We start from the raw sequence: 12,887 nt of genomic DNA on the forward strand, positions 1-12,887 counted from the left end.
TTAACCTCTCAGCGGTTATGCTTTTAGTTGGAAACTGTTAAACCAGCAGCACTTCCTAACTTAATGATAAAAAAATAGCGAGAGGTCACTCTCGCTATTTGATTCAGGCTAGTAACTTAGATTACATGCGTTCTAGAGTTTCGATGCCTAGAAGCGACAAGCCAAGCTTGATGGTTTTCGCGGTTAGTGCAGCCATTTTCAAGCGGCTGTTTTTCACTTCTTCTTTCTCCGCAACCAAAATTGGGCAGGCTTCGTAGAAGCTAGAGAATTGACCGGCAAGCTCGAACAAGTAGTTACACATAATGTGTGGCTGGCCTTCACGAGCGACAGAGTGAACCGCTTCTTCGAATTGCAGTAATTTAGCAATCAGTGCTTTTTCTTTCGCATCACCAATGATGATGTCGCCAGACAGCTCATCCATTGAGATGTTTGCTTTAGCGAAAATAGACGCTACGCGAGTGTACGCGTATTGCATGTAAGGCGCGGTGTTGCCTTCAAACGCTAGCATGTTGTCCCAGTCAAACACGTAGTCAGTGGTACGGTGCTTAGATAAGTCGGCGTATTTCACTGCAGCAGTCGCTACAGTTTTCGCGATATTGGTTTTTTCTGCTTGGTCCAACTCAGGGTTTTTCGACTCAATCAGTTTACTTGCGCGCTCGTCAGCTTCATCAAGCAAATCAGCAAGGCGAACCGTACCGCCAGCGCGAGTCTTAAATGGGCGACCGTCTTTACCTAGCATCATGCCGAATGCATGGTGCTCTAGTGATACTTCTTCTGGCACGTAGCCAGCTTTTCGTACGATAGTCCACGCTTGCATTAGGTGCTGGTGCTGACGAGAGTCGATGAAGTAAAGCACGCGATCAGCGTTTAGCTGTTCGTAACGGTATTTCGCACACGCAATGTCTGTCGTGGTGTATAGGAAGCCACCGTCGCGTTTTTGGACGATCACGCCCATTGGCTCGCCGTCTTTGTTCTTGTACTCATCAAGGAAAACCACTTGAGCGCCATCGTCTTCTTTCGCTAGACCTTTGTCTTTAAGATCAGCCACGATGCCAGCAAGCATGTCGTTATACATGCTTTCGCCCATGATGTTGTCATTTGATAGAGAAACATTCAAACGGTCGTAGTTGCGTTGGTTTTGCACCATGGTCACTTCAACCAGCTTCTTCCACATGTCAACGCAGAACTCATCACCACTTTGTAGCTTCACTACGTAGTTACGTGCTGTTTTGGCAAACTCTTCGTCTTCATCGTAAAGGACTTTGGATTCACGGTAGAAGCCTTCAAGATCAGACAATTCCATTGAAATTTCGTTGCCATCTTTTTGCTTACGCTCAAGGTTTGCGATCAGCATGCCAAACTGAGTACCCCAGTCACCAATGTGGTTGGCACGGATAACGTTATGACCTAAGAACTCAAGTGTGCGAACCACTGCGTCACCGATGATGGTTGAACGAAGGTGGCCTACGTGCATTTCTTTGGCTACGTTAGGTGCAGAGTAATCAGCGACGATGTTTTGAGTTTGCTCGGCAGTCACACCTAAGCGTTCGTCTGCTAAAGCTTTTTCAGCTTGCTCAGCGATGAACTCTTCTTTCAAGAAGATATTGATAAAGCCAGGGCCAGCGATTTCTGTTTTGCTCGCGATGCCGTCAAGATCCAAGGCATCAATTACTTTTTGCGCAAATTCTCGAGGGTTAGTGCCAAGTCTTTTTGCCGCTCCCATCACGCCGTTAGCTTGGTAATCGCCAAATTGTGCTTTCGCCGACTGTCTTACGGCAGCTGGTGTGCCCGCTGGTGCACCTGCTGCTTCAAGAGCTTGAGACACTTTATCATTAATTAATGCTTGGATATTCACGCATTTCTCTCCCAATGCTTTGGAATGCTAAAATCAACGCTCTCAATAATGGATGAATAAGGGGCGCTGAATTTCTTATAAACTTTGGCTAATAATATCAACTTTATCGATTAGCTTGTAGGGAGATAATTAGTATTTTTCTGTTTTTACCAATAACTTTGTTACTATTACGTGAAAATCAATAAATTGGATAGTTCAAAATGTCAACATTACTTTGCGAAGCTGGTTTGATGCCTGATCAGATGCGTAATCGAGCCGATGAATTTATGGCAAAGATCAGTCTGCTTTGTCAGCAACTGCACTTAGATTTGAGTCAATTTCAAGCCGATCATATTGCCTTGCGAGTGAATGATGAAAAATTAGCGCAGTTGGCAGAAATTGAATGGAAAAAAGAAGCGCAAGTTATCTCAAAAGGGCAGGTTAACGGTCGGCCGATCGTCGTGCTAGAGTTTGACCAACCGTTTTCAGTAGGGCAATGGCAGGTGGAGTGTTTAGAGTTACCGTATCCTGCGCCGGGTAAAATCTATCCATCTCAGGATTGGGAACATGTTGAATTTGTCGTGCCTTCTCATGCCCAACTTTCTCATGTGCAACCTTCTCATGTACAATCGGCTGAGCAGTATTTGTCTGACCTTAAGCAGCAGTTTCCTGAATTCTCGAGTAATTTCGCTAGGTTGGGCGATCAAGGTATTCAGGTAAAGCTTTCTAGTCCGCAAGGGGAAAATGAACGTTTATCGAACCCGACGGTCGCGTTTAAATGGGATGGAGTCTGTATCAAACTTCATCCACACAGCCTGAAAGCGGTGGTGGAATCTGAGCGATAATTAGGGCTTAGAATTATTTTTCATACCCAAGCCCTATCGGTCACTTGGGTATATTAACCCACGTCATAATCTTTCGGCCGTAATTGAAAGGCCTCGATAGAGGCAATTTCGTTACCAAGATGCAAGTTTTCGTCTTCTAAATGCGATTTTCCTTTAGTGTGTAAGATCAATCGATTAGCTGTTCTCGGCTTGAGCTCAGTGACCACAAAGCGAATCATGTCACTTCGGCTCAGGTCTTTGAGCGCTTCTAGTACTTGTTCACGTTGGTCGAACTGTTCATCTTTATTACCAATTGAGACCCAAAGTCTTTGGGCGCGGGTTCGAAGTGTTTTGTCCGGCGTGGCGATCTGGTGCCAAAGCCCCTTTTTACTGCTGTGCCATTGGTAATCGTTGAGTTCGAGAAGAACCATATAAAAGGCATTGAGAAACTCATCAATCGAGCGAATTAAATCGGTGGGCGCGGCATTGGGTGATTGAACATAGAGCACAATGCCGGGATGACGGTTCAGGGGCATATTGCCTGTTCCGACCATATAGCCTAACTGTTGCTTGGTGCGAATTTCATGGAAAAAGGTCGCCGACATCAGCTGGTTAGCCAAAGAATATAGAGCGACACTACGCGGTTCTATGTCGTCACATTGGTAGTAGACTATGATGGCAGAGTCATCTTGGTTTGTGTCAACTTGGTGCTGAAAGGTGCCGTTTTCTCCAAGCATGACGAGCGGACGAAACGCTTCTTCATATTTTTGCTCTGGGACCCGCAGGGCATCTTTCAGTTCTTCGCCTAGTGCAAGTGCGCCTTGTTTGCTCCAGTCGCCATAGACAAACATTTCGATTTGTAATTCAGATAAGATTTCGTCAACGAAGCTTGGAAGTTCATCGGCTTCAATGGTGTGCAGCGCTTCAATGAGAGCGGCTTTGGGTGGATTATTGGGCTGTAAGATACCTGTCATGGCGTTGAACAGTTGCGATACAGGTCTGTCTTGTTGCGCGTTACCCCAATAGCGTAATAATTGCTGTTTAATCAGATCAAATCGCCGTGGTTGGAAATCTCGCTTACCAAAGCGTTGAATAATAAGGCGAAGCAATTCGGCCTGTTTTTGCGCGAAGCCGGAAATGGTTAAGGTCACTCCACCTTGATGGGTATATAAGTTGTACCCCATCCCTGCAATTTCTGCTTGATAGGTATCATCGTTGAGTGAATCTAAAAACATCTCGACACATAAGCGCGTTTTGACGATATTACGCGGATTTTGAACCGCGGCAGGGCTATCGATCGCGATGAATATCACGCCTTTAGGTACTTGGAATTGTCCATCTTGCAGGTGCCATAAACGAAAACCGGGTAAATCTTCAATAATGCTTGGTTTCGGGCTCTCTGATTGATCGTCACCGGAGTGAGGCATGGCAGGATCAAGTGAATAACACACATATGGGTTTTTCTCAGGTAACTCAAAGGGTAGGTTACTGGCTTTCAGAAAATGTGCTTTAGATTCGGCTGATATTGGCTGCACTGAATAAGGGGTGAAATACCACTTTGCTTCACGATCGTAGTGCTGATCTTGGGCAATGACAGTAATACGAAGGTTGTCGGGGGTAAAATGTTGAGCCGTATCGAGCAGCTGCTGCTCACGATATTCCTGCATCATGTAGTCGCCATAAACGACATCACGTGAGTCGTAATACTGCATACTCACCGATAACTGGCTCGCAAGATCAAGAGCTGGGATTGGTTCTTGGAAGCGAAATGCGGCTTCTAGAACGGCTTTCTTCTCTTGATAGCGCCATTCTTGCATTCCGTTTGATGTAATGAGACGTAAGTAATCGAATACGGCTTGGCATATGTTATCGATATTCTCTAGTCCTTCAGGCTCTAGTGAGCAGCTGATACTAAACTCGCGATAATTACTGCCGCTGGCCCCACGGCCAGCAGAAAGCGAGGTGATCCAGCCCTTGTCGTGCAGAGCATTCATTAAGCTGCCTTTTCCTTCATAGCCAACTAGATGTGCAAAATAGGACAAAGGTTTGGCTTGGTAACTGTCTTCTTGCTGTTCAAGGGGAAAGGTGAGGATCAGCTTTCGGATTTCTTTTATTGGCTCGATTTGGACAAAGGTCGCCACTTCTTGCGGAGTGACGTAAGGAGCCTCCACTTGTTTACCAGCTAGGTTCAGGTTTTTTATGATACTAAATTTTGTTTGAACCCATAGCTCCATTTCCTCCAATGAGTGTGCCCCGACCAATGTAAGAGTCATTAAATCGGCAGAATACTGTCGGTAGTAAAAGTCCATAATCTCGTCGCGAATCGTCCCTTGATCATTATCTGCAAGAGTCACGAGGTTACCGACGGAGAACTTAGCGTATGGATGGGTTGGATTAATGGTTTCTTTTTGAACTTGATAGAGACGACGTGTGTCGTCGTTGAGCTTGAGCCGATATTCGGATTCAATAGCCTGACGTTCTTTGTCGAGGGCTTCTGCATGAAAGAGTGGGGTTATGAAGAATTGGCTAAATCGGTCAAGGCCTTGTTCAAATGCGTTCGGTGCTATGTCGAAATAGAAGCTGGTGTGTTCTGTACCTGTCCATGCGTTGTTTGCGCCACCATGCTGGCTGGTATATTGTTGGAACTCACCCATCTGTGGGTATTTCTCAGTCCCTAAAAATAACATGTGCTCAACGTAGTGCGCTAACCCCTCGCGATCATTAGGGTCATCAAAGTGACCAACGTTAACTGTTAAGGCTGCCGCAGATTTTTGTGCCGAAGGATCGTGAACTAACACTACCCTTAGATTATTATCTAATACGAGGTCTTGGTATTTATTATTATCGTTAGGGCTTATGTGCACAATCTGACTCCGGCGGGATATTTATGTAAGTATGACGTTGACGGTATTCACTGCAACTCATCAAGCGGGGATCTGCGGTATATTTTTGATAAGTGGCGTTTATACTATTAGATTGTTAATAAACTTGGCTTGTTTGGCAAGGTAATTGATTGTTTTATGATTATTTTGGATTTAAAAATCAGGTCACGATAAGTGATTTTACTAGGTGATAGTAATTCGAATGAAATTAGGCATTAACAAGTTTTAGGGCTATAAAATGAAAATCTTTATTATGCGTCATGGTGAAGCGGAGAGCCGCGCACCATCAGATTCTCAACGCGCACTCACTAAACGTGGTCAGAGTGACTCTATTTCTGTGGTGGAAAGAGCATTGGAAAAAGGCTTTGGGCAGTTAGATAAAGTATTGGTCAGCCCATATGTTCGTGCTCAGCAGACGTGGCAGACTGTTTCTCATCTTGTGGATACGAAAAAACTGGATACGTGTGAGGATATTACTCCTTACGGAGACTCAAAAAATGTTTTTGATTATGTATCTGCTTTAGTCGAAGTTGAAAAGCTTGACCGACTGTTATTGGTTTCACATTTACCATTAGTCGGCTTTTTAACCGCTGAGTTTGTACCATCGATGGCACCGGTGATGTTTACTACTTCAGGACTTGCCTGTATTGAATACGACCCAATCAGTGGCAAGGGTGATCTACTGTGGCACTTGAACAATTAGCGACATGCTCTCCCCATAGATAATCCTTAAAAGCCTGTAGTGCTGCCCAGTTCAACAGGCTTTCACACTGTCATAAACTTGACGCATTGGCTGGACTAATTATTGCATTCTCACTCTAACCAATTAAAAGTTAAGAGTTTGCATTAACGCCTTTATGAAGTTCTCACTCCCATTTGCTGACAAACTGCCTTCTATACCTCAACGTGCCATGCCTGCGATTGGTGCGCCCATCATGGTCCTTGCGAGCTTGGCGATGGTGGTTTTACCCATCCCAGCAATTTTTCTCGATTTATTTTTTACTTTCAATATCGCGTTAGCCATGGTGATCCTTCTCGTCACCGTTTACACACGAAGACCGCTTGATTTTGCTGCATTTCCAACTGTTCTGCTTATTTCTACTTTGCTTCGCTTGGCCCTGAACGTTGCCTCCACGCGTGTCGTTCTATTGTACGGGCATGAAGGGCCGGGCGCGGCTGGTAAGGTGATTGAGTCTTTTGGTAGTGTGGTGATTGGTGGTAACTACGCTGTCGGTCTTGTCGTATTTATGATCTTAATGATCATTAACTTTATGGTTGTGACTAAAGGTGCAGGGCGTATTTCTGAAGTGAGTGCGCGTTTTACTCTTGATGCCTTGCCCGGTAAGCAAATGGCCATTGATGCTGATTTAAATGCCGGTCTCATCGATCAAGATCAGGCGAGACTCCGCCGCTCTGAAGTCACGCAAGAAGCAGACTTCTATGGTTCGATGGATGGTGCGTCAAAGTTTGTAAAAGGGGATGCAATCGCAGGGATATTGATACTGTTTATCAACATTATCGGTGGCCTTTCTATTGGTATGATTCAATATGGGTTGGGCTTTGGCGAAGCGGTACGTATCTACACCTTGCTGACAATCGGTGACGGCTTGGTCGCCCAGATCCCGTCGCTCTTGTTGTCGATCGGTGCGGCCATCATGGTTACAAGGCAGAACACGGATGCGGATATGGGTCAACAAGTTGTCTTTCAGATGTTTGACAACCCAAAAGCGCTCACGATTACTGCGTGTATCTTGGCAATTTTAGGGTTAGTACCTGGGATGCCTCACTTTGCGTTTCTGTTGCTTGCAATTATTGCAGGGGCAAGCGCCTATTGGTTGATTCGAAAGCAGAAAAAAGCACTAGAAGAACCAAAAGAGGCATTGCCTGCAGAGGCCGATGCTCCGAAACAAAAAGAGTTGTCTTGGGATGATGTGCAGCCTGTCGATATCATTGGGTTGGAAGTGGGCTACCGTTTAATTCCGCTGGTGGATAGAGATCAAGGTGGAGAGTTGCTGGAAAGAGTTAAAGGGGTGAGAAAAAAACTGTCGCAAGATTTTGGTTTTTTGATACCCGCAGTACATATTCGGGATAACCTGGAACTGACTCCCAACAGTTATCGCATCACCTTAATGGGTGTCGCTGTCGGTGAGGCAGAGATACGGCCAGATCAGGAACTCGCGATTAACCCAGGACAAGTGTACGGCATGATTGATGGTGAGCAAACCATGGACCCAGCGTTCGGGCTTGAAGCGGTCTGGATTCGCGAAGATCAACGTGAGCACGCTCAGGCGCTTGGTTACACCGTAGTCGACTCATCAACGGTATTGGCAACTCATCTAAGCCAACTTTTGACCAACAACGCGGCGCAGCTCTTGGGCCATGAAGAAGTACAAAATTTGCTGGAAATGTTGGGGCGCACCACACCAAAGTTGGTCGAAAACTTTGTTCCAGATCAGTTGTCGTTAGGCGTTGTGGTGAAAGTACTACAAAATTTGCTGCATGAAGCGATCCCTATCCGAGATATTCGTACCATTATCCAAACGCTCTCTGAGTACTCAAGTAAGAGTCAAGAACCTGACATACTTACCGCGGCATCTCGAATCGCATTGAAACGACTTATTGTTCAGGAAATCAATGGTATAGATCCTGAGCTTCCAGTGATTACGTTGATACCGGAGCTGGAACAAATATTGCATCAAACAATGCAAGCGGCGGGAGGTGAGTCAGCGGGGATTGAGCCGGGATTAGCAGAGCGGTTGCAGTCGTCACTGAGCCAAGCTACTCAAGAACAAGAGTTGAAAGGCGAACCGGCGGTCTTATTAACGTCGGGAGTGCTGCGCTCAACCTTAGCTAAATTCGTAAAAAATACGATTCCGTCGTTAAGGGTACTATCATATCAAGAGATTCCAGACGAAAAACAAATAAGAATAGTACAGGCCGTTGGCAACTAGTTCTTCACCTGGGTAAGCTCTTGAATAAAGCTACAGAAAACGGATATTTATTTTGAAGATTAAACGCTTTTTTGCCAAAGACATGCGTTCAGTTTTGCTCCAAGTGAAAGAGGAGTTGGGTTCTGACGCGGTTATTATGTCGAATAAAAAGGTCGCCGGTGGCGTGGAAATTGTCGCGGCGGTAGATGGCGATCAAGCAGCAAATATTTCAAAAGCATCTGCACCTCAAAAAGAAGACAGACATGTTCGCTCCCAAGCCCCTAATCATGCTCCTCATTCGCAAATGTCTGCTCCTCCAGTTAGAGCGTCAAGTCGTCAATTGGATGATGATCGGGTCAGTTTAAATGGCGCGAAATCTAGCAAATCGAAGAATGACAAGTTTGCTAACATGTTGCATCAATACGCGCAAAATGGTTTAGAGCAGACTGATAATGCAGGAGGCGAAGAAGACTCCTTATCTGCTTTGATGCACAGACAAACCCGCTCTCGTACAGAGAATCAGAACTCAAACAGTGGCTTGAAAATTCGTGAAGACTCTCCGTTGGCGAAACTGCTTGCCGAAGAGCGTGGTCCCCAATCAACAGCTTCTCGCTCGCCAAAACTTGACCCGACACGCTATGAAAGAAATAAGCTCGATGAGCCCGCTATGGGCAATGAAGAATTCGAGCAGATGCGTGAAGAAATGGTGTCGATCCGACGTTTGTTAGAGCATCAAGTCTCCGGGTTGATGTGGCAGGAAGTCGAACGCAGAGAGCCACTTCGCGCGATGTTAATCAAGCGGTTAGAACGAATGGGCGTCTCGCTTGATTTAGCTGATCAGTTAGCCTGTTATATCCCAGAAACGACCCCACCACCGAAAGCTTGGAAGGCTTTGCTCGGTTTAGTTTCAGACCAAATACCTATTTCCAAACAAGATGTCTTAAAACGTGGTGGTGTCGTGGCACTACTTGGCCCGACGGGCGTTGGAAAAACGACGACTATTGCAAAACTTGCGGCGAGAGCTGCAATGGAATATGGCGCAGATAACGTGGCTTTAGTTACTACAGATACTTATCGGATTGGCGCGCACGAGCAGTTATCTATTTACGGTCGCATTATGGGTTGCCCTGTCAAAGTAGCGAAAGATTCAAGAGAGTTAGCCGAGGTGATTTACCAGTTGCGTAATCGCCGTTTGGTTCTAGTGGATACGGCGGGAATGGGGCAAAGAGACGTTCGTTTGACTGAGCAACTCGATACTTTGATGCAAGATAGCGGCGAAGTGATCCACAGCTATTTGGTATTGCCGGCCACGGCTCAACGGAAAGTTTTACAAGAAACCATTGATCATTTTAGGCGGATTCCTTTATCTGGCTGCATCATGACGAAGTTGGATGAGTCATTGAGTTTAGGGGAATTTGTGAGCGTGGTTGTGCAAAACTCGCTTCCTGTCGCATACATAGCGAACGGTCAGCGGGTACCTGAAGATATTGTAATTGCCCAACCGAAATATATGGTAGCGAAAGCAAACGCGTTATTGGAAAAGTCGACAGAAAATGAACCTCATTACTGGAATAGTGAGGCAGAAGGGCTCTAAGCGGCATACAATTATGACAGATAATATGATACATGACCAAGCGAGCGGCTTGCGCCGCTTAACACAGCCATCACTCACCAAGGTCATTTCGGTTACTGGTGGCAAAGGCGGCGTGGGTAAATCAAACGTGACTTTAGGGCTGGCCATTTGCATGGCACGGCAAGGGAAAAGGGTCATGGTGCTTGACGCAGATTTGGGCTTAGCCAATATTGATATTATGCTCGGAATTCGGCCTAAACGTAATTTAGGGCACGTTTTGGCTGGGGAATGTGAGCTGCACGAGGCGATAGTGGAAGGCCCTCATGGCATCAAGATTATTCCAGCGACTTCAGGGACTAAGTCGATGACTGAGCTCAGTTCCGCGGAACATATTGGTTTGATTCGCGCCTTTGGCAGCTTAGAAGATGAAATGGACGTGCTGCTGATTGATACAGCGGCAGGCATATCCGACATGGTGGTGAGTTTTGCGCGCGCAGCGCAGGACGTACTGGTCGTGGTGTGTGATGAGCCGACATCAATTACTGACGCTTATGCCTTGATCAAATTATTGAGCAAAGAGCATCATGTGCAGCGATTTAAAATTGTCGCCAATATGGTTAGGAGCTATCGTGAAGGAAGGGAGCTATTTGCAAAATTGACTCTAGTCACCGAACGTTTTTTGAATGTGAGTATTGAGTTGGTTGCATGTATCCCGCTGGACGATAAAGTGCGGCAGGCAGTGAAAAAGCAAAAAATTGTTGTGGATGCTTTCCCGCGTTCACCTGCGGCCCTTGCACTGGGTTCACTGGCTAACAAGGCGTTAACTTGGCCAATCCCTAGTGCGCCGAGTGGACATTTAGAGTTCTTTGTAGAACGCTTAGTAAATGGAACTGAGACTTTAGAGGAACCTTTTGGTGAATAAAGCGCTAACTTACGACCAATATGCTAACCAAACGAACCAGCGTGCTTTCTTAGAAAAGTACTCGGTGTTGGTCAGGCGTATCGCGCATCACCTACTGGGTCGTTTGCCTCCGAGCGTGCAAGTCGAAGATTTAATTCAAGCAGGAATGATAGGCCTGCTTGAAGCGCAGAAAAATTATGATAGCCGTAAGGGAGCCAGTTTTGACACGTATGCAGGTATCCGGATTCGAGGTGCTATGCTTGATGATATTCGTCGGGGAGATTGGGTGCCAAGATCGGTACACAAAAACAATCGGGAAATAAATCAAGCTATCTCTATACTTGAAGGAGAACTTAACCGAGACCCGACTGATTCCGAGGTTGCAGCGCATATGGGACTTTCACTTGATCAGTATCACAGCGCAGTGAAGGATATCAGTAGTTCTAGATTAGTGGGTATAGAAGACTTAGGTATATCAGACGATGCGATATCTCCTGTTGATGAAGAAGAGCATGATTCTCCATTTAAAGGGGTTGCCGACGATTCGTTTAGAACATCATTGATCGAGGCAATAAAAACCTTGCCTGAGCGTGAAGCTTTAGTTCTTTCACTGTATTATGATGAAGAATTAAATTTAAAGGAAATTGGTGCGGTAATTGGAGTTAGCGAGTCTCGCGTTAGCCAAATACTAAGTCAATCCATGCAGCGTCTACGCACGAAGTTGAGTGCTTGGACGGAATATGAATAACATCACTGAACTCAAACTCAGTGGAGGCAATTTTGAATAAAAATATGAAGATCCTTATTGTTGATGATTTCTCAACAATGCGCCGTATCGTAAAAAACCTACTTCGAGATTTGGGATTTAATAATACCCAAGAAGCGGATGATGGGTTAACGGCATTGCCAATGCTTAAAAAGGGTGATTTCGAATTTGTTGTGACAGACTGGAATATGCCAGGTATGCAAGGGATCGATTTGCTCAAGAATATTCGTGCTGACGAAGAATTGAAACATTTGCCTGTATTGATGATTACAGCAGAAGCCAAGCGTGAGCAAATTATTGAAGCGGCTCAAGCTGGAGTAAATGGTTATATTGTTAAACCATTTACTGCTGCAACGCTTAAGGAAAAGCTTGATAAGATTTTTGAGCGTTTATAAAAAGTCTGATTGTTGGCTTGTACAATTCAATACGCGCAGAAAGGCCAGTTAGGGATGATTTCAATAGAGCAGGCGAAACAGCTAGTAGAGCTGTTAGAAAATGAAAAGCAACAAGAAGCAAATGAGCTTGTTGCGGAGATGGTTGAGCAAGTCGTCACTAATCCCATGTTAGCGGAAGTCGGCACTCTCACCCGAGATTTGCATGAGTCGCTAAAGCAGTTTGGTGACGACACAAGAATGAGCGAGATTGCCAAGGATGAAATTCCTGACGCTCGTGATCGTCTTCAGTATGTGATTGAGAAGACGGAGTTTGCTGCCAATAAAACGATGGATGCTGTTGATCGTTGTATGCCAATCGCTGACAACCTTCATGAAGGGCTTTTGGAAGTTCGCCCAAAATGGAATGAGCTGATGAAAGGGCGTATTGAGTTGGCAGAGTTTAAAGCATTGTGCCATCAGATTGATGAGTTGCTCGGAGAGGTAGAAGGAGATAGCTCCGAGTTAAGAGGGCAGTTAACAGAAATCCTTATGGCTCAAGATTTTCAGGACTTGACGGGGCAAATTATCAGCCGAGTGATCACCTTAGTAAATGAGGTAGAGGGTAGGTTGGTAGAAATATTGACCGTATTCGGGGTAAATCAGCTGGAAGAATCGGCAGAGAAGAAAGCATCATCGATAGAAGCAGAAGGACCTATTATGAATCCTCAAGAAAGAGCCGATGCAGTTTCATCACAAGACGAAGTCGATGACTTGCTGTCAAGTCTTGGTTTTTAGGGGAAGTG

The 12,887-nt window shown here is 45.5% G+C and carries 10 protein-coding genes; 8 read left to right on the forward strand and 2 right to left on the reverse strand.

The window, feature by feature from the left end; all coding sequences use genetic code 11:
- Positions 1-121: 121 nt before the first annotated feature.
- A complete protein-coding gene (gene argS / locus L4C34_RS01185; protein WP_428787511.1) occupies positions 122-1,855 on the reverse strand; it encodes an arginine--tRNA ligase in 1,734 nt (577 codons plus the stop codon).
- Between the two features lie 200 nt (positions 1,856-2,055).
- Between argS and L4C34_RS01190 the strand changes: the two genes are divergently transcribed.
- Complete coding sequence (locus L4C34_RS01190; RefSeq protein WP_428787512.1) at positions 2,056-2,679, forward strand: VOC family protein; 624 nt, start codon at positions 2,056-2,058, stop codon at positions 2,677-2,679.
- Positions 2,680-2,732: 53 nt separating this feature from the next.
- Here the strand turns inward: L4C34_RS01190 and L4C34_RS01195 are convergent, their stop codons facing one another.
- Entirely contained in the window at positions 2,733-5,522 is a 2,790-nt protein-coding gene (locus L4C34_RS01195) for an insulinase family protein (protein WP_428787513.1), read from the reverse strand.
- A gap of 256 nt (positions 5,523-5,778) precedes the next feature.
- On the opposite strand from L4C34_RS01195, the gene sixA reads away from it, so the two are divergent.
- The 7 genes from sixA to L4C34_RS01230 all read left to right on the forward strand — a co-directional run bounded on the left by sixA (position 5,779) and on the right by L4C34_RS01230 (position 12,879).
- On the forward strand, positions 5,779-6,243 hold the full coding sequence (sixA, locus tag L4C34_RS01200) for a phosphohistidine phosphatase SixA (protein WP_428787514.1): 465 nt from the start codon (positions 5,779-5,781) through the stop codon (positions 6,241-6,243).
- A 154-nt stretch (positions 6,244-6,397) separates the two neighbouring features.
- Positions 6,398-8,491 (forward strand): flagellar biosynthesis protein FlhA, encoded by a 2,094-nt coding sequence (gene flhA, locus L4C34_RS01205; RefSeq protein WP_428787515.1) that lies wholly within the window; start codon positions 6,398-6,400, stop codon positions 8,489-8,491.
- A 52-nt stretch (positions 8,492-8,543) separates the two neighbouring features.
- A complete protein-coding gene (gene flhF / locus L4C34_RS01210; RefSeq protein ID WP_428787516.1) occupies positions 8,544-10,064 on the forward strand; it encodes a flagellar biosynthesis GTPase FlhF in 1,521 nt (506 codons plus the stop codon).
- 13 nt (positions 10,065-10,077) lie between these two features.
- Positions 10,078-10,965, forward strand: coding sequence for a MinD/ParA family protein (locus L4C34_RS01215; protein ID WP_428787517.1), 888 nt, complete (start codon positions 10,078-10,080; stop codon positions 10,963-10,965).
- On the forward strand, positions 10,958-11,692 hold the full coding sequence (locus tag L4C34_RS01220; RefSeq protein ID WP_428787518.1) for an RNA polymerase sigma factor FliA: 735 nt from the start codon (positions 10,958-10,960) through the stop codon (positions 11,690-11,692). The genes L4C34_RS01215 and L4C34_RS01220 overlap by 8 nt, the downstream gene beginning before the upstream one ends.
- A gap of 44 nt (positions 11,693-11,736) precedes the next feature.
- Positions 11,737-12,105, forward strand: coding sequence for a chemotaxis response regulator CheY (gene cheY, locus L4C34_RS01225; protein ID WP_118088826.1), 369 nt, complete (start codon positions 11,737-11,739; stop codon positions 12,103-12,105).
- A 54-nt stretch (positions 12,106-12,159) separates the two neighbouring features.
- Positions 12,160-12,879: a protein phosphatase CheZ gene (locus tag L4C34_RS01230; RefSeq protein ID WP_428787767.1), complete on the forward strand. Its 720-nt coding sequence runs from the start codon at positions 12,160-12,162 to the stop codon at positions 12,877-12,879.
- Positions 12,880-12,887: the final 8 nt, after the last annotated feature.

Origin of the sequence: Vibrio profundum, from assembly GCF_050337555.1 — a bacterium.
Lineage (GTDB): Bacteria > Pseudomonadota > Gammaproteobacteria > Enterobacterales > Vibrionaceae > Vibrio > Vibrio profundum.